The 23,718-nt window shown below is 67.5% G+C and carries 21 protein-coding genes; 8 read left to right on the forward strand and 13 right to left on the reverse strand.

Going from position 1 to position 23,718, the window contains the following annotated elements; translation table 11 throughout:
* Positions 1-397: 397 nt before the first annotated feature.
* Entirely contained in the window at positions 398-1,618 is a 1,221-nt protein-coding gene (gene dksA / locus CR918_RS12250; protein WP_059064669.1) for an RNA polymerase-binding protein DksA, read from the reverse strand.
* 273 nt (positions 1,619-1,891) lie between these two features.
* Between dksA and yidD the strand changes: the two genes are divergently transcribed.
* Genes yidD through CR918_RS12265 form a run of 3 tightly spaced genes read left to right on the forward strand, consistent with a single transcriptional unit; the run spans position 1,892 to position 4,342 of the window.
* On the forward strand, positions 1,892-2,146 hold the full coding sequence (gene yidD, locus CR918_RS12255) for a membrane protein insertion efficiency factor YidD (protein ID WP_099843098.1): 255 nt from the start codon (positions 1,892-1,894) through the stop codon (positions 2,144-2,146).
* A 1-nt stretch (position 2,147) separates the two neighbouring features.
* Positions 2,148-3,494: a dihydroorotase gene (locus tag CR918_RS12260; protein WP_099843100.1), complete on the forward strand. Its 1,347-nt coding sequence runs from the start codon at positions 2,148-2,150 to the stop codon at positions 3,492-3,494.
* Positions 3,494-4,342: a M23 family metallopeptidase gene (locus tag CR918_RS12265; protein ID WP_165780903.1), complete on the forward strand. Its 849-nt coding sequence runs from the start codon at positions 3,494-3,496 to the stop codon at positions 4,340-4,342. Before CR918_RS12260 ends, CR918_RS12265 begins: the two co-directional genes overlap by 1 nt.
* 95 nt (positions 4,343-4,437) lie before the next feature.
* Here the strand turns inward: CR918_RS12265 and CR918_RS12270 are convergent, their stop codons facing one another.
* The 5 genes from CR918_RS12270 to efp all read right to left on the reverse strand — a co-directional run bounded on the left by CR918_RS12270 (position 4,438) and on the right by efp (position 8,699).
* Positions 4,438-5,142 carry an isoprenoid biosynthesis enzyme family protein gene (locus CR918_RS12270; protein WP_099843102.1) on the reverse strand — a complete coding sequence of 235 codons (705 nt, stop codon included), beginning with the start codon at positions 5,140-5,142 and terminating at the stop codon, positions 4,438-4,440.
* 11 nt (positions 5,143-5,153) lie between these two features.
* Positions 5,154-5,849, reverse strand: a complete 696-nt coding sequence (locus CR918_RS12275; protein ID WP_099843104.1) for a phosphoglycolate phosphatase — start codon at positions 5,847-5,849, stop codon at positions 5,154-5,156.
* Positions 5,846-6,562: a bifunctional 2-polyprenyl-6-hydroxyphenol methylase/3-demethylubiquinol 3-O-methyltransferase UbiG gene (ubiG, locus tag CR918_RS12280; protein ID WP_033831579.1), complete on the reverse strand. Its 717-nt coding sequence runs from the start codon at positions 6,560-6,562 to the stop codon at positions 5,846-5,848. The genes CR918_RS12275 and ubiG overlap by 4 nt, the downstream gene beginning before the upstream one ends.
* A 26-nt stretch (positions 6,563-6,588) precedes the next feature.
* A complete protein-coding gene (locus CR918_RS12285; protein WP_025876398.1) occupies positions 6,589-7,932 on the reverse strand; it encodes a TRZ/ATZ family hydrolase in 1,344 nt (447 codons plus the stop codon).
* Positions 7,933-8,132: 200 nt separating this feature from the next.
* Complete coding sequence (efp, locus tag CR918_RS12290; protein WP_006379771.1) at positions 8,133-8,699, reverse strand: elongation factor P; 567 nt, start codon at positions 8,697-8,699, stop codon at positions 8,133-8,135.
* Between the two features lie 97 nt (positions 8,700-8,796).
* On the opposite strand from efp, the gene epmB reads away from it, so the two are divergent.
* The gene (gene epmB / locus CR918_RS12295) at positions 8,797-9,837 is read left to right on the forward strand and encodes an EF-P beta-lysylation protein EpmB (RefSeq protein ID WP_099843106.1); all 1,041 of its coding nucleotides are present in this window, start codon (positions 8,797-8,799) and stop codon (positions 9,835-9,837) included.
* A gap of 4 nt (positions 9,838-9,841) precedes the next feature.
* Here the strand turns inward: epmB and CR918_RS12300 are convergent, their stop codons facing one another.
* Entirely contained in the window at positions 9,842-11,968 is a 2,127-nt protein-coding gene (locus CR918_RS12300) for a putative bifunctional diguanylate cyclase/phosphodiesterase (RefSeq protein WP_080148397.1), read from the reverse strand.
* Positions 11,969-12,381: 413 nt separating this feature from the next.
* Positions 12,382-13,152, reverse strand: a complete 771-nt coding sequence (locus CR918_RS12310; RefSeq protein ID WP_032978697.1) for an RNA methyltransferase — start codon at positions 13,150-13,152, stop codon at positions 12,382-12,384.
* 120 nt (positions 13,153-13,272) lie between these two features.
* On the opposite strand from CR918_RS12310, the gene CR918_RS12315 reads away from it, so the two are divergent.
* A complete protein-coding gene (locus tag CR918_RS12315; protein ID WP_025876387.1) occupies positions 13,273-14,100 on the forward strand; it encodes an inositol monophosphatase family protein in 828 nt (275 codons plus the stop codon).
* A 650-nt stretch (positions 14,101-14,750) separates the two neighbouring features.
* Here the strand turns inward: CR918_RS12315 and htpX are convergent.
* Positions 14,751-15,617 carry a protease HtpX gene (gene htpX / locus CR918_RS12320; protein WP_025876385.1) on the reverse strand — a complete coding sequence of 289 codons (867 nt, stop codon included), beginning with the start codon at positions 15,615-15,617 and terminating at the stop codon, positions 14,751-14,753.
* A 92-nt stretch (positions 15,618-15,709) separates the two neighbouring features.
* On the opposite strand from htpX, the gene gluQRS reads away from it, so the two are divergent.
* From gluQRS to phaR, 3 genes are all read left to right on the forward strand, one after another.
* Positions 15,710-16,630 (forward strand): tRNA glutamyl-Q(34) synthetase GluQRS, encoded by a 921-nt coding sequence (gene gluQRS / locus CR918_RS12325; RefSeq protein WP_099843108.1) that lies wholly within the window; start codon positions 15,710-15,712, stop codon positions 16,628-16,630.
* A gap of 17 nt (positions 16,631-16,647) precedes the next feature.
* Entirely contained in the window at positions 16,648-17,388 is a 741-nt protein-coding gene (phbB, locus tag CR918_RS12330; RefSeq protein ID WP_025876381.1) for an acetoacetyl-CoA reductase, read from the forward strand.
* A 178-nt stretch (positions 17,389-17,566) separates the two neighbouring features.
* Entirely contained in the window at positions 17,567-18,112 is a 546-nt protein-coding gene (gene phaR, locus CR918_RS12335; RefSeq protein ID WP_025876379.1) for a polyhydroxyalkanoate synthesis repressor PhaR, read from the forward strand.
* An 80-nt stretch (positions 18,113-18,192) separates the two neighbouring features.
* On the opposite strand, the gene CR918_RS12340 is transcribed toward phaR, so the two are convergent.
* The 4 genes from CR918_RS12340 to CR918_RS12355 form a co-directional block, all read right to left on the reverse strand.
* Complete coding sequence (locus CR918_RS12340; protein ID WP_032978689.1) at positions 18,193-19,131, reverse strand: TraB/GumN family protein; 939 nt, start codon at positions 19,129-19,131, stop codon at positions 18,193-18,195.
* 2 nt (positions 19,132-19,133) lie between these two features.
* Positions 19,134-20,063, reverse strand: coding sequence for a DUF1684 domain-containing protein (locus CR918_RS12345; RefSeq protein WP_099843110.1), 930 nt, complete (start codon positions 20,061-20,063; stop codon positions 19,134-19,136).
* Between the two features lie 11 nt (positions 20,064-20,074).
* Positions 20,075-21,973: a DNA mismatch repair endonuclease MutL gene (gene mutL / locus CR918_RS12350; RefSeq protein ID WP_099843112.1), complete on the reverse strand. Its 1,899-nt coding sequence runs from the start codon at positions 21,971-21,973 to the stop codon at positions 20,075-20,077.
* 132 nt (positions 21,974-22,105) lie between these two features.
* Entirely contained in the window at positions 22,106-23,683 is a 1,578-nt protein-coding gene (locus CR918_RS12355) for an N-acetylmuramoyl-L-alanine amidase (protein ID WP_099843114.1), read from the reverse strand.
* Positions 23,684-23,718 lie beyond the last annotated feature (35 nt).

The raw sequence follows: 23,718 nt of genomic DNA on the forward strand, positions 1-23,718 counted from the left end.
TGCTCGGCTCGCTACAAGGCGGACCCAACAGCCGCGAGCATACGCATGGCCGCTCCTGGTAGAGCCAAGCCATGCTTAGCTGCTCTTGCTCTTGCTCTTGTTCTTGTTCTTGCTCTTCCCTACCCGCCGGCTTCGGCCTGAGCCGAGCGTGGGCTCGGCTCTACAGCGGCCGCACTCGGGAACTGTCTGGAGCGGGCGGGTCACCCGGGCCAGGACCGTTCGCGCCATGGATGGCGCGGCCGAGCCCCCAGGGATGGGTTTACGGCGTGTCCTGGCCCGGGTGACCCGCCCGCTCGCTCACGGAACAACCAAGGCGCCGCTCTACGCAGCCAACCATCACCCAACAAAAAACCCGGCCGAAGCCGGGCTTTTTGCATGACATCACAACGAACCGGAATCAGTCGCCCTGCTGCTTCTGCAGGTGCTCCCAACGCTCCTGGGCGTCGATGGTGCGCTCGGCGGTCAAGCGCGCTTCAAGGCGCTCCAGGCCGATCTCTTCACCGGTGTCCACGCAGTACCCGTAATCGCCTGCTTCCAGGCGCTTGAGGGTGCTGTCGATCTTGCCGATCAGCTTGCGGTAACGGTCACGGGTGCGCAGCTCCAGCGAGTTCTCGGTTTCGCGGGTCGCGCGCTCGGCTTCATCGCCGATGTCACGCACTTCCTCACGCAGGTTCTCGATGGTCTGCTTGGACTCTTCCACCAGGTCGGCGCGCCAGTTCTGCAGGCGCTGACGGAAGTACTCCTGCTGCAGCGGGCTCATGTACTCCTCGTCCGAGGCCGGCTTGTAGCCTGCCGGCAGGATCGGGCGGCCAGTGGCCTCGTCGGTCTTGTATTCGACGACCTTGTACTTGCTGCGCGGCGCAGGTGCCGTCGAACGGGCGGCAACGGCCACGGCGACCTTGCCCACGGGGCGGGTCACGGTCTTCGGAGCGGAATCGGATTTCACGGCGGTTTTGGCAGGCGATTTCGAAACGGGCACGGGATTCTTGGATTGCGGGGCGGTCGATGCTGCAGAAGCGGCGGCCGGGGCCGGCTTGGGGGCCGGTTTGGCTGCCGCCACTGCCGCGGTCTTGGCCGGGACAGACTTGGCCGGGGCCGGCTTCGCAGCTGGCTTCGGTGCGGACTTCACTACAGGGGCCGGCGTCGGCTTGGCAGCCGGCGGGGCGACATTCTTGGCAACCTTCTTGGCCGGTGCCGGCTTGGCAGGCGCCACCTTCTTTGCTGCCGGCTTGGCAGCAGGCGCGGCGGCAACCTTCTTCACCACTGCCTTCGGCGTTGGCTTGGCTGCTGCCTTCTTCGGTGCCGGCTTGGCAGCGGCCTTCTTCACCGGCGCAGCCTTGCTGGCAACCTTCTTCACCACCGGCGCCTTCTTGCTGGCAGCGGCAGGTTTGGCCTTGACCGGCGCAGCGGGCTTCTTCGCCACTGCCGGCTTGCCGGATTTCACCGGCGCTTTCTTTGCGGTGGCCTTCCTGGCCGCCGGCTGTGAGGATGCCGCCTTGGTCGCCGGCTTGCTGGCCGGCTTCTTGGCAACGGGCTTGGCCGCCAACTTCTTCACAACAGGCTTGGCGGTTTTCTTGGCGGCCTTGACGGCCTTCTTTGCAGTTTTTTTAGCAGCCACGAAACGCTCTTCCTTGGATTCCCCGGGGCCCGGGAAAGCGGGCCTTTATAGCCTACCCGACCCGCAGCAGCAACCTTGGGGGCCCGCTCCATTCAGTCCAGGAGTCAACGGGTCCAAGGTGCGGTCCGACGAACACGGACCGCCTTGCGCGGTACGGAACCTGTCCGGCACCTGGAGGGGTGCCGCTAGCGGTCGCAGGCCATCTACGACATGCGACCAACGGCCCATCCTGCACAAATGCGGCCTTCATGCCAACTGGCTTAAGATGACTGCGTGATCTCGCGCCTGCTCATCGCCGTGCTGCGCTTCTACAAGCGCTTCATCAGCCCGCTGCTGGGGCCTCGCTGCCGTTTCGTGCCGAGCTGCTCTGAATACGCCATGGATGCCATCTCCCGGCACGGCCCGCTGCGCGGCAGCTGGCTGGCGGCGCGACGGCTGGGCCGCTGCCATCCGTTCCATCCCGGCGGCTTCGATCCAGTGCCCGAATCTCCCAACGCCCCTTCTTGCCGTTGCACAGGAAAACACTGACATGTCCTCCACGCTCATCACCAATGCCCGCCTGGTCAACGAAGGCCGCACCTTCGAAGGCGACCTGCGTATCGAGAACGACCGCATCGCGCAGATCGGCAAGGGTTTGACTCCGCGTGATGGCGAACAGGTGGTGGATGCGGCCGGGCGCTGGCTGCTGCCCGGGATGATCGACGACCAGGTGCACTTCCGCGAACCCGGCCTGACCCACAAGGGTGACATCGCCAGCGAATCGGCCGCGGCCGTGGCCGGTGGCCTGACCAGCTTCATGGACATGCCCAACACCAACCCGCCGACCCTGGATTCGACCATCCTGGAAGCCAAGTACGAGCTGGCGCGCGGCCGTGCCTGGGCCAACTACGGTTTCTACCACGGTGCCAGCAACGACAACCTCGACGCCATCCGTGCGCTCGATCCGAAGAAGGCGCCGGGCGTGAAGGTGTTCATGGGCGCGTCCACCGGCAACATGCTGGTCGACAACCCCGAAACCCTGGACGCGATCTTCCGCGAGTGCCCCACCCCGATCATCACGCACTGCGAAGACACGCCGATGATCGATGCCAACCTGAAAGCATTCCAGGAAAAGTACGGCGACGCACTGACCCCGGAGATGCACCCGGACATCCGTTCGCGCGAAGCCTGCATCAAGTCGACGCGGCTGGCCATGTCGCTGGCGCGCAAGCACGGCACCCGCCTGCACGTGCTGCACATCTCCACCGCCGACGAACTGGCGCTGTTCGAGAAGGGCCCGCTGATCCGCGCCGACGGCAGCCGCAAGCAGATCACCGCCGAGACCTGCGTGCACTTCCTGCACTTCGCCCGTCCGGATTATGCGACCAAGGCCAACCTGATCAAGTGCAATCCGGCGATCAAGGACGTGGCCGATCGCGAGGCGATCACGGCCGCGTTGGCTGACGACGTGCTGGACGTGCTGGCCACCGACCACGCCCCGCATACCTGGGAAGAGAAGCAGAAGCCCTATGCGCAGGCGCCGTCCGGCCTGCCGCTGGTGCAGTACGCGCTGGTCGCCGCACTGGAACGCGTGCACGAAGGCAAGCTGACCCGCGAGCAGGTCGTGCAGAAATTCGCCCATGCCCCAGCCCAGTTGTTCGATGTGGAAGAGCGAGGCTTCCTGCGCGAAGGTTACTTTGCCGACCTGGTGCTGGTGGAAGATGTGCCGTTCACGGTCAAGCGCGAGGACGTGCTGTCCAAGTGCGGCTGGTCGCCGTTCGAGGGCACAACGTTCCGTTCGCGCGTGGCGTCCACCTGGGTCAACGGCCAGCTGGTGTGGGACGGCAGCACGCTGGTGGGCAAGCCCGCCGGCCAGCGCATGACCTACGACCGCTGATGCGTCCGGCACTCATGTTCGCGGCGCTGCTGCTGGCAGCGCCCCTGCTCTCCGCACCCGCAGCCCAGGCACAGGACGGCATCGGCAACCTGATCGACAGCCGCGTGGTGTTCCCGGCCAGCGCGTCGCAGGGCGCGCTGGTGATAGGCAAGGTTCCCGCCGGCAGCAGCGTGCGCTATGCAGGCCGCGACCTGCGCGTGAGCAGCTACGGCAGCGTGGTGTTCGGCATCGGTCGCGATGAGAAGGGCCCGCTGCAGGTGCAGATCCGCCGACCGGATGGCAGCAGCGAGACGGCCGCCATCGCCGTGACCACGCGCGACTGGCCGACCGAGCGGGTGAACGGCGTACCGCCGAAGACGGTCAATCCGCCGCCGGCCATCGCCGAGCGGATCAAGCGCGAACAGGCGCAGGTCACCGCTGCGCGTGCGCGCGACGACAACCGCACCGATTTCACCCAGACCTTCATCTGGCCGGTGCAGGGCCGCATCAGCGGCCGCTTCGGCAACGCCCGCGTGTACAACGGCCAGCCCGGTGCCGGCCACTCCGGCATGGACATCGCCGTGCCGACCGGCACCCCGGTGAAGGCACCGGCGGCCGGTGTGGTGACGTTCGCCGGGCCGGACCTGTACCTGACCGGTGGCACGCTGCTGCTCGACCACGGCTTCGGCGTCAGTTCGAACTTCCTGCACCTGTCGCGCATCGACGTAAAGGTCGGTGATCGCGTCGAACAGGGCCAGGTGATCGCCGCCGTCGGCGCCACCGGCCGCGCTACCGGGCCGCACCTGCACTGGGGCATGAACTGGTTCGACACCCGCATCGATCCGCTGCTGGTGCTGGAGCGGAAATAACGCATGCGGGCTCCCCGCCGGGCATGGCCCGGCGCTACCCGATCATCATGCACGGTAGCGCCGGGCCACGCCCGGCGAGCGCAGCGGCCGATGGTTCAGCCGCGCGCGGCCCACCACACGCGCAGCAACGTGCGCACGGGCGTGGCTTCAATCGGTTTGCCGGCGGCCTGCGCCGCCAGACGTGCACGCGCCAGGCTCGACCACACCCGGCGTGCACGTGGACCGGGCACGCGGGTGCCCCACCCTTTCAGCAACTGCTGCGCCCAACGCTGTGCAGCGTTGCCGGCATCTTCGTCCAGCAGGCTGCGCGGAACCCCGGCCACGCCAGCGTCCTGCAGGCGCTGGGCCAGGGTCTGCAGCAGCACGGCATGGCCAGCCCCCTTGCGCGGCTTGTCGGCAAACACCACGGCCTCGACCGCAGCCACCGCGTCGGCATAGTTGCCCAGTGCGCGTTCGGCACCGGCAGCGTCCAGCGCTACGGTGCGCGCCTCGACCAGATCCGGCAGCGCCTCGGCCAGCTGCACCCACGGTGCCCGCACCGGCTCCAGCACGCGTCCCAGCGGATGCCGCGAACGCTGCGCGGCCCAGCTGCGCAGTTCCTCGCCCCACCACGCCAGCTTGGCGTCCGCCGGCAGCGGGTCGCCAGCGGTGTTGAGCATGTCGTCGAATTCCTGCAGCAGCGCGAACCACGCCAGCGCCACATGGCGCTGCGATTCGGCCACGAACGGCTCGGCCACCGACCATTCCGGCCAACGGCTGCGCCACTTGTCGAGGAAACTATCCAGCGCTGTACTGCTCACTACGTTGTTCCTTACGGCTGGGCCGGGGTCGCCGGCCGGCTCGGCCAGAGACTGGCCAGTTGCAGAAGTCCGGCATTCTCGACCAGCACATCGGCCTGCCAGGCCAACGGGTCATCGCTGTGCAGGCGGTAGCCCCACAGCGCCGCCACCGACGGCATGCCGGCAGCACGCGCGGCGATGATGTCGCGCTCATCGTCGCCGACGTACACGCAGTCTTCCGCTGCGATGCCGATCAGCTGCGCGGCGTGCAGCAGCGGCAACGGATGCGGCTTGCGTTCGGCCAGGGTGTCACCCCCGACCAGCACGGCGCAGCGCTGCTGCCAGCCGTACTGCGGCACGATCAGCCGCGCCAGGTATTCGGGCTTGTTGGTGACGATGCCCCACACGGTGCCGGCTTCGTCCAGCGCACCGAGCATGCCGGCGACGCCGTCGAACAGCACGGCATGCTGGCCGATCGAGGCTTCGTAGCGCTGCAGGAACTCGGGAATCAGTGCATCGCGCTCGGCTGCTTCCAGCTCTGGAAACGCGGCCGACACCATCGCCCGTGAACCCTTGGACACCACTGGCCGCAACTGCGCAGGATCGATCGGTGCGCGACCGCGCTCGGCCAGCATCGCATCAAGGGTGGCGACGAAATCCGGGGCGCTGTCCAGCAGCGTACCGTCCAGGTCGAACAGCACCGCACGCGGGAACACGGCGGTGGTCACGGCGCCTTGACCGCGTGGGCCAGGTAGTTGATGTCGGTGCGGCTGCTCAGGCGGGCGCGGTTGCGCCACGGCTCATAGGCCATGCCGCTGACATCGGCCAGCTGCAGGTCGGCCTCGCGCAGCCAACGCGCCAGCTCGGCCGGCTTGATGAATTCCTGGTAGTGGTGGGTGCCCTTGGGCAGCAGCCGTGCCACGTACTCGGCACCGACGATGGCCACGGCGAATGCGGCTGCGGTGCGGTTGATGGTGGACAGGAACAGATGGCCACCCGGCTTCAGCAGGCGCTTGCAGGCCTCGATGATCGCGCCCGGATCGGGCACGTGCTCGAGCATTTCCATGCAGGTCACCACATCGAAGCTGCCCGGTTGTTCGGCGGCCAGGTCCTCGGCGGCCTGCACCCGGTAGTCGACGCTGACGCCGCTTTCCAGGGCATGCAGGCGCGCAACCTTGACCAGCTCCGGCGCCAGGTCGATGGCGGTCACTTCGGCACCGGCCTGGGCCAGCGCTTCACTCAGCAGCCCGCCACCGCAACCGATGTCGAGCACGCGCGCACCTCGCAGCGGCGCGCGGTCGGCCACGTACTGCAGGCGCACCGGATTCAGTGCGTGCAGCGGCTTCTGCGGGCCGTCGGCGTCCCACCAGCGGTTGGCCAGCGCAGCGAACTTGTCCAGCTCGGCCTGATCGAAATTGGAAGAAGCGTGGGGGGCAGTCATGACGGTTGTCCTTGCGGCGCCTGCACTCAGGCGCGGATATGACGGATGCGCTCGCGCCACTGGCGCGCGTTGGCGATGATGCCCGGCAGGTCCATGCCGACCAGCTCGCGCTGCACCAGCTTGGGCTTGCCGGCGATCCAGACGTCGCTGACCTGCTGGCGGCCGGTGGCGTACACCAGCTGCGACAGCACGTTGTGCAGCGGCTGGGTTTCCAGCGCGGACAGATCAACGCAGACCAGGTCGGCCTGCTTGCCGACCTCGATCGAGCCGATGCGCTCGCCGAAGCCCAGGGCGCGGGCGCCGCCGAGGGTGGAGGCGCGCAACGTGGTCGCCGCGTCCAGCGCGGTGGCATCGTCGGCCACTGCCTTGGCCAGGATCGCCGCCGTGCGGTTCTCGCTGAACATGTCCAGGTCGTTGTTGCTGGCGCAGCCGTCGGTGCCGATGGCCAGGTTCACGCCGGCGCGCTGCAGGGCGCAGGCCGGGCAGAAACCAGAGGCCAGCTTCAGGTTCGATTCCGGGCAATGCACCACGCTGACGCCGCGCTCGGCGCACAGGTGGATCTCGGCCTCGGTCAGCTGGGTCATGTGCACCGCGATCAGGCGGTCGTTGACCAGGCCGAGGCGATCCAGCCGCGCCAGCGGACGCTGGCCGTGCAGCTTGATCGAATCGGTGATTTCCTGCGCGGTTTCATGGGTATGCAGATGCACCTGCATGTCCAGCTGGTCGGACAGCATCCGCACCCGCTCGAAATTGGCATCGTTGACCGTGTACGGCGCATGCGGCGCGAATGCGGTGCCGATCAGCGGGTCGGTGCGCCACTGGTCATGCAGTTCACCGGCCTTGGCGAAGTACTCGTCGTCGGTCTTGGCCCAGGCGGTGGGGAAATCGATGATGACCGCGCCGACCAGCGCGCGGAAACCGTGCTTCTTGTAGACGGCGGCCTGCACGTCACCGAAGAAATAGTTCTCGTTGGCGCAGGTGGTGCCGCCACGCAGCATCTCGGCGATGGCAAGGGTGGTGCCGTCGGCCACGAATTCGGGACCGATCACCGCCGCTTCCACCGGCCAGATGTGCTGCTGCAGCCAGGTCATCAGCGGCAGGTCGTCGGCGACGCCGCGCAGCAGGGTCATCGGGTTGTGCGTATGCGCGTTGACCAGGCCCGGCATCAGCGCCGCCTCTGGGCGGCTGACAACCTGGGTGGCGCGGAACCGCGCACGCGCTTCGGCGCGCGGCAGGATGGCCACGATCTCGCTGCCACGGATGGCCACGGCATGGTCTTCCAGCACCACCGCATGCGGCTCGATCGGAACGACATAACCGGCTTCGATGAGCAGGTCGCAGGCTTCGGGGAGGTGCGGGCTATCGCTCATGCGGGCTCACTGGCTGGGGGGCGGCGAGATGCTGCTGGGGGACACGCCCCTGAGTCAGGGGCTGCCGCGAAGCGGCGGGGTCTGGAGACTCGTAAAGCGGCGCCCATGATCTGCCGAAGCAGATCATGGGAGCGCCAGCGCGAATGCGCCGGCGCCTACCCGGCCAGCGGCCGGCACTACCGTAATCCGGCTGCGCCGGATTACTTGACGCGCGAGGAGTACTCGCCCGAACGGGTGTCGACCTTGATGATTTCATCCTGGTTGACGAACAGCGGCACGCGCACCACGGCGCCGGTTTCCAGGGTGGCCGGCTTGCCGCCGCCGCCCGAGGTGTCACCGCGGACGCCCGGATCGGTCTCGGTGATCTTCAGTTCAACGAAATTCGGCGGCTGCACGAAGATCGGCGAACCGTTGAACAGGGTCACGATGCAGGACTCCTCGCCCTTCAGCCACTTCTCGGCGCCGCCCATGCCGGCCTTGTCGGCCTGCACCTGCTCGAAGGTCTCCGGGTCCATGAAATGCCAGTACTCGCCGTCGCTGTACATGTAGTCCATGTTGGTATCGACCACATCGGCCACTTCCACGTCGTCGGTCGCCTTCATGGTCATTTCGACCGTGCGGCCCGACTTGATGAAGCGATAGCGCACGCGGGTGAAGGCCTGGCCCTTGCCCGGCTTGATGAACTCGGTCTCGGAGATGACGGCCGGTTCATTGTTGACCAGGATCTTCATCCCGTTCTTGACATCGTTCATGCCCGCAGTGGCCATGCTCAAGCTCCTCAAATGGCGAAACCGCCGCGCGTGCGGCGAGCCGGATAGAATGGAAAGCCCACCGGAACCCCGGCGGGCAACTGTTTATGTGTCCATGATAACCGCAGGCCCCCTCTCCATGCAGCTTTCCGCCTTCCCCCGGACCCAGTCGCCAAGCGCGCCCGCGCGCTGGCAGCAGCTGTGGCGGCAGGCCCTGCGCGACCCGCAGACGCTGCTGGCCCGGCTGGATCTGGATGCCGCGGCGCTGGGCGTATCGGAGGCGGCCATCGCCCAGTTCGCGCTGCGCGTGCCGGAGGGTTTCGTCGCCCGCATGCGCCGTGGCGACGCCCACGATCCGCTGCTGCGGCAGGTGTTGCCGATCGACGCCGAGATGCGCCCGGCGCCCGGGTTCAGCTTTGACGCGGTGGGCGACGGCGCGGCCAGAAAGGCCACCGGGGTCATCCAGAAATACCGTGGCCGGGCCCTGCTGGTGGCCACCGGCAGCTGTGCCATCAACTGCCGCTACTGCTTCCGCCGGCATTTCGACTATGGCGCCGAGAACGCCGCCAAGGGGGGCTGGCAGGAGGCCGTGGAGGCCATCGCCGCAGACCCGGACATCGATGAGGTGATCCTGTCCGGCGGCGACCCGCTGTCGCTGGCTACGCACAAGCTGGCCGAGCTGACCGATGCGCTGCGCCAGATCCCGCACATCCGCCGGTTGCGCATCCACACGCGCCTGCCGATCGTGCTGCCCGAGCGCGTGGACGAGGAACTGCTGGCCTGGCTGGGCAGCCTGCCGTGGCCACTGGCGATCGTGGTCCATGCCAACCACGCCAATGAATTCGACGCCAGCGTCGACATGGCGATGGCCCGCCTGCGTGGTATCGGCGCCCAGCTGCTGAACCAGGCGGTGCTGCTGCGCGGGGTCAACGACAGCGTGCAGGCCCTGCAGGACCTGAGCGAACGCAGCTTCGCCGCCGGCGTGCTGCCGTATTACCTGCACCAGTTGGATCGCGTCGAGGGCGTGGCCCACTTCGAAGTGGACGACATCCAGGCCAAGGCCCTGATTGCCGGCCTCACTGCCCGGCTGTCCGGCTACCTGGTGCCCAAGCTGGTCCGCGAACTGCCCGGCGACCCGAGCAAGCGCCCGCTGTAGCGCCTCACGCGCCCGATTCGATCATCCGCACCACTTCGGTGGCGGTGACCGGGTGGCTCAGCCGGTAGCCTTGACCCAGGTCGCAGCCACGCTGGGCCAGCAGCTCGAACTGGGCCTCCTGTTCGATACCCTCGGCCACCACCGTGATGCCCAGTGCGTGGGCCATGGCGATGATCGCCGTGGTCAGGGCCAGGTCGTCCGGGTCGCGCTGCATGTCGGCGACGAAGCTTTTGTCGATCTTGACGCCGTCCACCGGCACCTGCCGCAGGTGGCTGAGACCGGAGAAACCGGTGCCGAAGTCGTCCAGCCACACCTTCACCCCGGCCCGGTGCAGGCGGTCCAACAGCTGCGCGGCCAGCATCTCATCGCCGATCACCGCCGTCTCGGTCAGCTCCAGGTGCAGGCGCGAGGCCGGCAGGCCCGACTCCTGCAGGCACTGCGCAACCAACGCCGGCAGCTCCCCGCCGCGCAACTGCCGTGGCGACACATTGACCGAGACGAACAACTCGTCACCGGCCACGCCCCGCGGCCACTGCACCGCTTCCATGCAGGCAGCACGCAGCACCTTCGGACCGATGATCTCGATCAGGCCACTCTGCTCGGCCACCTCGATGAACACCGATGGCGGAATCGTGCCCAGCGTCGGGTGCTGCCAGCGCAGCAGCACTTCGACACCGACCATGCGGCGGTCACGCATGCGGAAGATCGGCTGGTAGGCCAGCCGCAGCTCGCCGCGCTCCCAGGCGCCACGCAGCTCCTGTTCCATGTGCACGCGCCGCTCGACCGCGTGATCCATGGCCCGGCTGTAATAGCGATAGCAGTTCTTGCCGGCCATCTTTGCCTGGTACATCGCGATGTCGCCGTTCTTCAGCAGCGTCGTCGCATCTGCGGCATCGTCGGGGAACAGGGTCACGCCGATCGAGGTGCCCAGGAACAGTTCCCTTCCCTGCACCACCAGCGGTTTGCCCAGCTCGCGCACCAGCACTTCGGCCAGCAACCGCGCATTGGCCGCAACATCGCCATCACCAACGAGGATCACGAATTCGTCGCCGCCGAACCGCGCCAGCACGGCATCGTCACCGCCGGCCTCGGTCACTGCGCGGCCGATGCGCTGGGCGAACTGCAGCAACGCCTCGTCGCCGGCCTCATGGCCCAGCGTGTCATTGACCCGCTTGAAATCATCGATATCGGCAAACAGCAGACCCAACCGGTGATTGGACGCACGTGCGGCCATCAATCGATGGTCCAGCGCCTCGCGGAACGCCAGGCGGTTGGTGAGCCCGGTCAAGGCGTCGGTGTAGGCCATGCGCCGCACTTCGCGATCGTGGCGGGCGATCGCATCACGCATGCGGGCAAAGCCGCGCACCAGTTCTCCGACTTCGTCGTCGCGGGTGTTTTCGCGCAGCGGCGCCTGGTAGTCGCCCGCTTCGATGCGCCGGGCGGCCGCGGCCAGCTCGCGGATCGGCGCCACCAGCGTGCGCTGTACGTACAGGATCACCACCACGCCGATCACCACCAGCAGGCCAAGCATCAGCAGCAGCCAGCCCAGATGCCGGCTTCCCATCTGCTGCAGCCGCTCACCGAGTGTCGCGTTGGCCGCCTGCTCACGCTGCAGCACTTCATCCAGTGCCATGCCGACGCGGACACCACCGATGCGCTGTTTGCCCATCCTGATCGGCATCGCGTTGTCGAGCACCGTGGGCGACTGCTGCACCACCAGCGACTGCGCGGCAACCGCCCCGGCCGCCAACGGATCGGTCATCGGCCGCCCGGATCCGGGCACTCCGGCCGAGCCGTCGTGGACCAGCCGCCCGCGGTCGTCGAACACCAGTACGTAGCGCACCACCGGCTGCCGCGAAATGCTGCGCACCAGCGCCCCGACCTGGTCCAGGTCGTTGTTGTGGAGCGGACCGGCAAGCGCATCGGACAGCTCGCGCACCATGGCCTCGCCACGGCTGCGCACGCTGCGGTCGAACAGTTCGTGGATGACGCCGTTGCTGAGCGACCTCACCTCGCCCTGCATCGCCGCCTGCCGCCCCAGCAGCACGGCCAGGATCGCCACCACCACCAGCATCGCCCCGCCCATCGCAAGCAGGAATCGGGCCTGCATCCCCGAGCCGAGCAACTTCATTCCACTTCCATCCGCACGCGCGTCGACCCTTGTTTCAAATCATCCCGCCACGGCTGCGCATGCGCATCGACGCGGCGGAAACCGGCAGCCCCCAACAACCCCTGCAACGCACCCTGCACCCGCCGAAGACAGACGACACCCGACAACCCGGCGGACGCCCGGCCTGATACCCCCGGCGCCGGTCCGGCACCCTGCCGGTCCACACTGCAAAGCGCATGATCCTGCGTCATCGCGAGTTGCCCCTCATCGCTGCCCAACGCCCCTTCTGTGAACCGGGCGCAGCATGCGCCGTCCCGGCCAGCAGGGCCAAGGCCAGGCGCAGCAGTTCCCCCTGCATTGCCCTACGCAGACCCGACACAAGCATCATCCCCCCGGGGTATCCGGACAGACTACCCGAAAAAATGAGACCGTCGTCAGCTGTCCTTGCCGTTCTTCTGCGCCAGCCGCGCCATGCGCTGGGTATCGGCCAGGATGCCGCGCAGCAGGCGCACTTCCTGCTCGCTGGGCTCGCTGCGCAGGAACAGGCGGCGCAGCTTGCGCATCGCCGACTCGGGCGCGCGTCCCTTGTGGAAATCGATCTCGTCCAGAGTCTCGCCAAGTTGGGCGAAGAAGCTCTCCATCTGATCGTGGCTGGCAACCTGCTCGCGGTTGTCCGGCTCTGTCGCAGCCACCGGCTGTGCGCCCAGCAGCTGCATGCGCACCTCATAGGCCAGCACCTGCACTGCGGCGGCCAGGTTGAGCGAGCTGAACTCCGGGTCGGACGGAATGTGCACGGCGGCATGGCACAGCTGCAGCTCCTCGTTGGTCAGGCCGGTACGCTCGCGACCGAACACCAGCGCCACCTCGGCACCCTCGCTGGCCTTGGCCACTGCGCGGGCGGCGGCATCTGCCGGCAGGAACTCCTCCAGCTGGACCCGGCGCGCACGTGCGGTGCACCCCAGCACGAAGCGGCAGTCGGCCACGGCTTCGGCCAGCGTGGCCACCACCGGTGCGTCGCCGAGCACGTCCTCGGCACCGGCCGAGCGCCGGAAGGCCTCTTCATCAAGCGGCTTCTCCGGCGCCACCAGCACCAGGCGGGCCAGGCCCATGGTCTTCAGGGCACGGGCGGCGGCCCCCATGTTGCCGGGGTGTTGGGTACCGACAAGGACGAATCGGAGGCGGGTGGCGACAGGAAACTGGGACATGAACAGGGAAAATGTCGAGCTGGACGAAGACCAATGGTAAACTGTGCGGCCGGCCACTGCGCCGGACCCGCTCTTTTCCCCCGCCAGCCCTTCTCTTCTGCCCTTCCGGGAGCCCATGCCATGCAGAAACCCGCCGTCACCGTCATGGTCAAGGCCGCCCGCCTCGCCGGCAACGTCCTCTTGCGCAACATCAACAAGCTCGAGGCACTGAATGTAGTCCAGAAGGGCCGCATGGACTACGCCAGCGAAGTCGATGCGGACGCGGAAAAGGTGATCGTCAAGGAACTCAAGCGCGCTTACCCCGAGTACGGCATCTTCGGTGAAGAAGGTGGCGTGCAGAGCGAGCGTCGCCACATGTGGGTCATCGACCCGCTGGACGGCACCAGCAACTACCTGCGCGGCGTGCCGCACTACTGCGTGTCGATCGCCCTGGTCGAGAACGGCGAGCCGACCGACGCGGTGATCTTCGACCCGCTGCGCAATGAACTGTTCACCGCCAGCCGTGGTGCCGGCGCCGTGCTCAACGACCGCCGCATCCGCGTGGCCGACCGCAAGGATCTGGAAGGCACCATGATCCACACCGGTTTTGCCCCGCGCGAGCGTGCCCGCGCCAGTGCGCAGCTGAAGTCGCTGGACGCCCTGCTGGTGCACGCCGAGGACATCCGCCGCTCGGGTTCGGCCGCGCTGGACCTGGCCTACGTCGCCTGTGGCCGCGCCGACGCCTACTTCGAGGCCGGCGTGAAGGCCTGGGACATCGCTGCCGGCGTGCTGCTGGTGCGCGAAGCCGGTGGCAAGGTCTGCGACTTCAAGGGCGCGACCCCGGCCCGCATGGACAACCGTGGCCCGGACACCCAGCAGATCGTGGCCGGCAACCTGAAGGTGGCCGAGTCGCTGCAGAAGGTGCTGGTCAACACCGGCTACGCTGCCGAGTTCGACGCGAAGTTCTGAGTTCGCGCGTAAAGCGGTTCATGGAGACGGCACCTGCGAAGGTGCCGTTTTCGTATCCGCAGTGATCGTGCTTGTCACTTTCTTTGCTCGTGCAAAGAAAGTAACCAAAGAAACACGCCGCCGGCCGCGAGCCGACGTGCTGCGCACGCCGGTGCCCTGCGCTCCTCGGTCCGCCGAGGGACGGTGCGGGAACTCGCTGCGCTCAGACACCCGCACCTCTTCGCCCTCGCCGGACCTGCGGTGCTCGGCTCGCTATAAGGCGGGCCGAAAGATCAAGATCAACGGCAAGAGCATCCACGCATGGCGTGGTACCGGGTGCAGCTGTGGCGTTTGATCTCGGGTCCGCCTTGCAGCGAGCCGAGCATCGCAGGGGAATCAGGGGCGCAGAGGCGCCGATGTCTGAGCGCAGCGAGTTCGGCGCCGTCCCCTGATTCGCCGAGAAGCGCAGGGCACCGGTGCGCAGCACCGGCTCGCATACTGGCGGCGTGTTTCTTTGGTTACTTTCTTTGCACGAGCAAAGAAAGTGACACCTCCCCGCAGGCGCGGAAACGATCCGCCGGGCATGGCCCGGCGCTACCGACGCGTGGGCGCGCAAACAAAAACGCCCGGCGCGAGGCCAGGCGTTCCTGCACTGCTCTACACGCGGAGGCTTATGCCACCGTCGACGCCCGCAGCGCGGCGATGCGCTCTTCCAGCGGCGGGTGGCTCATGAACAGTTTCTTCGCCGTCGAACCGGCAATACCGAACGCGGCGATCTGCGTCGGCAGGGTGCTCTGGCCGTGGTTGAGCTGCAGCCGCTCCAGCGCCGAGATCATCTTCTGGCGACCGGCCAGCGATGCACCGCCGGCATCGGCACGGAATTCGCGGTGGCGCGAGAACCACATCGAGATCATCGTGGCGAACAGGCCGAACACCATCTCCAGCACGAACACGATGATGTAATACGCAAAGCCACGGCCACCACCTTCGCGGTTGCCCGACAGCGCGCTGTCGATCACCCCGCCGACTACGCGGGCCAGCACGATCACGAAGGTGTTCAGCACACCCTGCAGCAGCGCCATGGTGATCATGTCTCCGTTGGCGACGTGGGCGATCTCGTGGCCGAGCACGGCTTCGGCTTCGTCCTCGCTCATGTTGTGCAGCAGACCGGTGGACACCGCCACCAGCGCGTTGTTGCGGTTGGCACCGGTGGCGAACGCGTTGATCTCCGGGCCGTCATACACCGCCACTTCCGGCATGCCGATACCGGCTGCCTTGGCCTGGCGCTCGACGGTGGCCAGCAGCCAGCGCTCGGTCTGGTTGCGCGGCTCGGTGATCACCACCGCACCGGTGGAGCGCTTGGCCATCCACTTGGACAGCAGCAGCGAGATGAGCGAACCACCAAAACCGAAGATGGCAGCCATGACCAGCAGGCCGCTCATCGAACGGGAGTCCACGCCCAGGATTGACATCACGATGCTCGCGAGGATCAGCACCGCGAGGTTGGTCGCTAGAAAGAGGGCAATACGGGTGAACATGGGAAATTCCGGCTCGGAAGGGGTCGATATCCGTCAATCTGCGGTGCAGTCAGCTTGAATTCAAGCGCCAACCTGACCGACGATTCAGCTGCATGACCTCCTCCCTCTCCTGCGGCCGCTTCGCGCCCTCGCCCACCGGCCTGCTGCATCCCGGCTCGCTGCTTGCCGCCTTCGGCAGCTGGCTGCTTGCGCGCCACCATGGCGGCCTGTGGCGGTTGCGCATCGAAGACGTCGACCCACCCCGCACGGTTGCCGGCGCCGCACAGGCGCAACTGCAGGCGCTGGCCGCCTTCGGCCTGCTTCATGACGGGCCGGTGATCTGGCAGAGCGCGCGTGGCGACGCCTACCAGACCGCGCTGGACCGCCTGTTGGCCGATGGCCACGCGTTCGTCTGCCACTGCAGTCGGAGCGATCTGGCCACCAATGGCGGCATCCACCATCGCTGCGTCGCGCGGCAGGCAAGACCGGACCCGGCCGTCCGCTTCCGCGTGCCGCCCGGCAGCATCGTGCGCTTCGAGGATGGCCTGCGCGGCCCGCAGCAACAGGATGTCCATGCCGAGGTCGGTGACTTCGTACTGCGCCGCGCCGACGGCTGCTGGGCCTACCAGTTGGCGGTGGTCGTCGACGATGCCGCGCAGGGCGTGAACGAAGTCGTGCGCGGCGCCGACCTGCTCGATTCCACCGCCCGGCAGATCCTGCTGCAGCAGGCGCTGGACCTGCCGACGCCGCGCTACTGGCACCTGCCGCTGCTGCTGGATGCACCGGGCCACAAACTGTCCAAGTCACTGGCCGCGCTGCCGGTGGATGCCGGCGAGCCGGTACCGGTGCTGCGCCGGTTGTGGGAACTGCAGGGCCAGCCGGGCACCGCACTGGACGGCATCGACGACCGCGACGCGCTGTTGGCCGCCGCGCAGCGCAGCTTCAACCCCGGCCTGCTGCCGCGCGCGGACATTCTGCTGCCGGCCGGCGCACTTTCCGCGCCGATGTTGCAGAATCCCCCTTCCCCCACCTGACATCCGGACAGCTTTCCATGACATCTCGCGTCGCACTGGTCACCGGCGGAACCGGCGGCATCGGTACCGCCATCTGCCAACGCCTGGCCGACCAGGGCCACCGGGTCGCCACCAACTACCGCGATGAGACCAAGGCCCGCGCCTGGCAGCAGGCGATGACCGAACGCGGCTACCACGTGGCGATCTTCCCGGGCGATGTCTCCGACTCTGCCAGCGCCGAAGGCCTGATCCGCGCGGTCGAGGCCGAACTGGGCCCGGTCGAGATCCTGGTCAACAACGCCGGCATCACCCGCGACACCACCTTCCACCGCATGCGCGCGGAGCAGTGGCACGATGTGATCAACACCAACCTCAATTCGGTGTTCAACGTCACCCGTCCGGTCATCGAGGGCATGCGTCGACGCGGCTGGGGCCGGGTCATCCAGATCAGCTCGATCAACGGCCTGAAGGGCCAGTACGGGCAGGCCAACTACGCCGCCGCCAAGGCCGGCATGCATGGCTTCACCATCTCGCTGGCGCGCGAGAACGCAGGCTTCGGCATCACCGTGAACACGATCTCGCCCGGTTACGTGGCCACCGACATGGTGATGGCGGTGCCCGAGGAAGTGCGCGCCAAGATCATTGCCGACATCCCGACCGGGCGCCTGGGCAAGCCGGAAGAAATCGCCTACGGCGTGTCCTTCCTGGTGGCCGAAGAGGCCTCGTGGATCACCGGCAGCAACCTGGACATCAACGGCGGCCATCACATGGGCTGGTAAACGGCGCCAGGGCCTGAAAGCCCGTGCTGCACCCTGCCGTTGGTCATGCTGCGCAGCACGCAAAGCCTTGCTGCGCAACATTCCGGCAACGGAAAGCCAAGCCTGGCGGGGGCTGGGGCGGTTGCAACCGCTGCTGCACTGCGCCATGCTGCGCGTCTACTGTGACGAGTACCGCTTCATGGCTGCGACCCGCATCATCAAGAAGTATCCGAACCGCCGTCTGTACGACACCGAGATCTCCAGCTACATCACCATTGAGGACGTGCGCCAGCTGATCCTCGACGGCGAAGACTTCGAAGTCCGCGACGCCAAGAGCGGCGACGACCTGACCCGATCGGTCCTGCTGCAGATCATCGCCGACCAGGAGCAGGACGGTGAACCGATGCTCTCCACCCAGCTGCTGAGCCAGCTGATCCGCTTCTACGGCGATTCCCTGCAGGGCTTCATGGGCAACTACCTGGAGCGCAGCATGCAGGTCTTCCTCGACCAGCAGCAGCAGTTCCGCCAGCAGATGGGCAACCTTCTGGGGCAGACGCCGTGGGCGATGATGAACCAGCTGACCGAGCGCAACCTGGAACTGTGGCAGGAATTCCAGCGCAACATGGGCAGCGGTTTCGGTGGCCCGCGTCCGGGTGGCACCGGAACGGGCACCGGCGCCGGTACGGCCGGCAAGCCGAACGATCCGACCGGCGGCACCGGCACCGGCGGCAAGACCCGCCGCTGAGCCCCCGCCCCGGCGGATACGAAAACGGCGCGCCATCGGCGCGCCGTTCTGTTTTGAACGCCTCCACGCGGGGCGTGGTTCTACTTCCTGCAGCCCTTGCAGACCCGCTCGACCTTGTACCCCTTCGCCCGCAGCTTCTCGACCACGCCGTCGTTGCCCAGCAGGTGCAGGCCGCCCACCACCACCAGCGTGCCGCCCTGCCCGGCCTGCAGGTACGGCAGCAGCTTGGGCACCCACGCATCGTTGCGGTCGGTATTGATGCGCTGGTACAGCTGCGGATACTTCTGGCGCATCTCCACGCCCATCCGGCTCCACAGCAGGCGATCGTCGCCGCGGCGCCAGGCCTCATGCAGCATCTGCGCCTGGGCATCACCCTTGCCCGCTTCGTCCAGCGCCTCGGACAGCATCTGCCGCTGCTCCTGCACGCTCATGCCATCAAGCAGGTTGATCTGGCTGGACATGTCTTCCAGGCCTGCGGTCTTCTTGCCGGCCTTCTGCGCCCGCTGCATGAAGTGCCGGTCCAGCCCCAGCTCGGGGTCCAGGCCCAGTTTCTGCATCTGCCCGACGGTGATGGTCAGGCCGACGAACCACGCTTTCATGCCCTGCAACTGCGCCAATGGCAATTGGTTCTGCGTCGCATAGGCCTGCAGCTTCTGCCAGGTCGGCGCATCCAGGTCACGCTTGAGTTCGCTGCCGTCCTTGCGGGTAGCCACCTGCACCATCTGGCTGGCCATCTGCGGCGACTGCAGTTCCTCAGGGGTCACTTCGAACAGCACACGCTGCGAGGCTTCGAATGCCTGCTCGACCTCGGTCGACAGTGGATAGTCCTGCGGCTTCAACAGATGGAAGGAACCCAGCAGGTACAGGCGTGCATCTCCCTGCCCGGTGACCTTCCACAGCAGCGGCACCGGCGGCTTGCCGGCCGTGGCTTCGGCTGGCGCATCGCGCGCGACGGCCAACGGACCGACGGCGCAGGCAGCGAGAAAAACGGCACTGCGCAGCAACAGTTTCATCAACATGTTCAACCCTCTCCTTCAGGCAGGTGATACGTCTTTTCACCCGCTTCCACGCGCAGGTCCAGGCGGTTTTCCGGCGGCGCCAACGGACAGGTCGCATAGGCGGTGAACGCGCACGGTGGGTTGTGGGCGTGGTTGAAGTCGATCGTCACGTGGCCGTCGGCCGTGGGCGCATCGGTATCCAGATAGCGGCCGGCAGGGTAGCTGCCGTGGCCACTGGTACGGTCGGCAAAGATCAGGAACAGCGGCTGCCCCGGTTCGCCGATCGCTTCCAGCCGCCAGCTGCGGCCGTCGTGATCGAATTCCACGGCACCGGCGTTGGGCATCTCTGTGGTCAGGCCGGTGATGTCCACGATCGGCAGGGTCTTGCCTGGCGGATGCGCGATGAAGCGCGCCTGCACCTGCCATTGCGTGCCACCGGGCCAGTACTGCAGGCCAGCGAAATCGCGGCGCGCCGGTGCATCGGCATGCTTGACCCGCAGTGCGTCACGCGGGCCGCGACGGATCAGGCTGAGCTGGCCCTTGCCACCATCGAAGGCCAGCAGGGTCGGCTGCGGATCCTTGTCGGTATCCATGCGCACACGCCCGCGCACGGGCTGTCCGTCAAGAGTGACATCCGTGCCGGACTCCGGCGTGAACCACCACTGGTCGCCGTCACGGCGCAGCAGGCCCAGCTTGGCCGGCCCCACCGCCAGGCGGATGCCGCTGGTGTCGCCGCTGCCGACGAAGTGCGATCGGTTCTGCAACCAGTGCAGGCCGACCAGCGCGGTCCAGCCATCGGGCCGGGTCAGGTCCTGGTAGCGCCGCACCCGCCATTGCTGTTGCTGTGCGGCGAAGGCCGGATCCTCAACGACGGCCGGTGCCGGCGTGGATGCCGGGCTGCAGGCCACCAACAGCAGGGCCGCCAGCAGGCTGCCCATTCGGCAAAATCGCATCGGTGCTCCCCTCAACGTCCGCGCAGGAACCAGCGGTCGATCTCCGCCAGCGAAAAACGGGCCCAGGTCGGTCGGCCGTGGTTGCACTGGCCGGACCGCTCGGTGATTTCCATGTCGCGCAGCAGCGCGTTCATTTCCGGCACGGTCAGGCGCCGGTTCGCACGCACCGCGCCATGGCAGGCCATGGTCGACAGCAGCTCATCGCGCGCTGTGGCGATGCGACGGCTCTGGCCGTGCTCGCGCAGGTCGGTCAGCACATCGCGCAGCAGGCCTTCGGGTTCGGCATGGGCCAGCAGCGCCGGGATGCTGCGCACGTGCAGCGCGCCCGGTCCGGCACGGGTGATCTCGAACCCGAGCGCAGCCAGCGTATCGGCCTCCGCCTCGGCGGTATCGGCCTCGCGCTCGCCCACCGCCAGGGTGATCGGCACCAGCAACGGCTGCGACTGCAGGCCGATGCCATCGTGCGCATTCTTCAACCGCTCGTAGCCGATGCGTTCGTGCGCCGCATGCATGTCGACCACGATCAGGCCTTCGGCGTTCTCGGCCAGGATGTAGATGCCGTGCAGCTGGGCAACGGCGTAACCCAGCGGGGGTACGCCGGCGTCGGCACTGGTGACCGGCAGTCCGTTCTCCATCGGCATCGGCGGCAGTGCCGCACCACGCTCGGCACCCGCTGGCGACGCATACAACGCAGCATAGGCGGCGGGTGCATCGGCCACCTGCAGGCCCAGCGGCTGCTGCGGGCGCCAACCGGAAAAGCCACCACCGCCCTGTCCCGCACCCGGTGCCGGACCGCGCACGTAGCCGAAGCTGGAGGCCGTGGCCCCCGGCATCGCAGACGCGCTGGCGCCTTCGGCCGGATGCCCCGCGCCGGCACCGATCTCCTGCGCGGTCATGCCGGCACGGGTGTCGGCCAGTGCATCCTTCAGGGTGCGGTAGACGAAGTCATGCACCAGCCGCGAATCGCGGAAGCGCACCTCGTGCTTGGCCGGATGCACGTTCACATCAACGCGCGTCGGGTCCAGCTCCAGGAACAGCACATACGCTGGCTGGCGGCCGTGGTACAGCACGTCGCCGTAGGCCATCTTCACTGCATGGGCGACACTGCGGTCACGTACGGAACGGCCGTTGACGTACAGGTACTGCTGGTCGGTGCTGGCGCGCGAATAATGCGGCTGCGCGATCCAGCCATGCAGGCGCAGGCCGGCACTGCTGTGGTCCACGCGCACGGCCTGGTTGGCGAAGTCCTCGCCCAAGGTCTCGGCCAGGCGCACGTCCGAATACAGGTCGCCCGGCTTGTAGCGACGCGAGGCCTTGCCGTTGTGCGAGACGCGCAGCTCGACATCGGGACGGGCCAGCGCCAACGAACGCAGCCACTCTTCGATATGCCCCAGTTCGGTGCGCTCGGCGCGCAGGAACTTGCGCCGCGCCGGCACGTTGTAGAACAGCTCGCGCACTTCCACCGTGGTGCCGGGCGCATGCGCGCGCGGGGTCACCTCGCCGATCTTGCCGCCTTCGATCTGCAGTGCCGAACCGTGCTCATCATGGGCACGGCGCGAGGCCAGGGTGAAACGACTGACCGAGGCGATCGACGGCAGCGCTTCGCCACGGAAACCCAGCGTGGCCACTGCTTCCAGCTCATCCAGGTTGGCGATCTTGCTGGTGGCGTGCCGCGAAACCGCCAGCGGCAACTGTTCTGCGGCAATGCCGCTGCCGTTGTCGCGAATGCGGATCAGGCGCACACCGCCTTCTTCCAACTCGATATCGACGCGGCTGGCGCCGGCATCGATCGCGTTCTCAACCAGTTCCTTGACCACCGATGCGGGTCGTTCGACCACTTCACCGGCGGCAATCTGGTTGATCAGGATTTCCGGCAGCGGCCGGATCGGACGCGGATCGGGCGCGTTCATGGGCAGGCAAGGCAGGCAGACGTCATGCCACGATGATAGCGGAGCGGCGCCAGGTAGAGTCGAGATGCAGTGTACGCGGCGCCAGCCAGCCAAGCGTGGCCTGGCTCCAGCGGACGCGGGCGATCCAGCGGGTTACTTGCTGCCGCCCGCCACGGTGCTTGCAGCGTCGATCTCGGCCTGCGCGCGCGCGGCGTACAACGTGCCCGGCGGCGGTTGGCGGCTGAAGAAGGTGTGCACGCCATCCAGCACCGCACCGGCGACCTTGCGCTGGTAGGCCGGGTCGATCAGGCGGCGCTCTTCATCCGGGTTGGAGATGAACGCGGTTTCCACCAGCATCGCCGGCATGTCCGAAGTGCGCAGCACGGCGAAGTTGGCGCGCTCGATGTTCGGCTTGTGGTTGTTGCCGATACGCTTCAGGCCGCCCAGCACGTGCCCGGCTGCGTCCTCGGAGGATTTCATGTAACCGCTCTGGGCCAGGTCCAGCAGAACGTTGGCCAGCGTGCCTTCGGTCTGCTGCAGGCGCACGCCACCGACCAGATCGGCGGCGTTTTCCTTGTCCGCCAGCCAGCGGGCACGCTGCGAGGACGCACCCTTGGTCGACAGCACATACACCGACGAACCAGTGGCCGAGCGGTTTTCGGCAGCGTCGGCATGAATCGAAATGAAGATGTCGGCCTTGTTCGCACGCGCCTTCTGCGCACGCATCGGCAGCGGGATGAACACATCGCTGTCGCGGGTGAGGAAGGCTTTCAGGCCAGGCGTAGCGTTGACCTGGCGAGCCAGTTCACGCGCCACCGCCAGGGTGACATCCTTCTCGCGCTTGCCGGTCGGGCCGATGGCGCCCGGATCCTGACCGCCATGGCCCGGATCGATCGCCACCACCAGGTGACGCATGCCCGGCTGCATGCGGATGCGCGAGGCATCGCTGGGCATGGTCGGACGCGGCGACTCGGTCGGCGCAACAGGTGTCGGCACCGGTTTCGGCTGGGTGGCCACAACTGCAGTGGTGGCCTGTCCAGCCAGGATGGCTGCCGGCGACGACGTCGGGGTGCTGCTGGCGGTGGTGCCTGCTGCCGCCATCTGCACCGGGGTGGTGCTGGGTGCCGGCGTCGGCGCGGCGGGTGCCGCAGCGCTGGCACTGGCCTGCTGCTGGACCTGCGCGGTCAACAGCGCAGTGGCTCGCGCGGCATCACCACGGGACTGTGCGGTTTGTGCCGGGGTCGGGCCCGGGACCGGAGCCGGACTCACCGAAGACGGCGCTGGCGGCTGCGGCTGCGCAGGCGTCGGCGCGGGGCGACTGGCGGCCACGGCCGGGCCATCGCCCGGCCACTCGATCACCAGCTTGGATTCATTGCCTTCGCGCTGCATCTGCGGGCGGAAGGGGGCGACCGTCTCGGCCAGGTCGAATACGACACGGAAAGTGCCCGGCACCGGCTGCCCGGTGCGCACCGCAGTCACCACGCCCTGCGGCGACGGCATCTTCAGGTTGCGCACCGCGCTGGAATCAGGGAAATCAACCACCAGCCGGTTCGGGCCGGCCAGCGACAGGGTCTTGTAGCCACCACTGCCGACCAGGGCGATTTCCGCGCGGGTTCCGGTCGCACCGGTATTGAGCAGTACCTGGCGGACCTCACCGGCCCACGCACTGACGCTCGCCAGACCAAGTCCGACGGCGGCACAGATGGCAATGAGTCGATTCCCCGGGCGCATGACTCAGGATTCAATCACCGCACTGAACGGAATGC

Origin of the sequence: Stenotrophomonas indicatrix (genome assembly GCF_002750975.1) — a bacterium.
GTDB classification, from domain to species: domain Bacteria; phylum Pseudomonadota; class Gammaproteobacteria; order Xanthomonadales; family Xanthomonadaceae; genus Stenotrophomonas; species Stenotrophomonas indicatrix.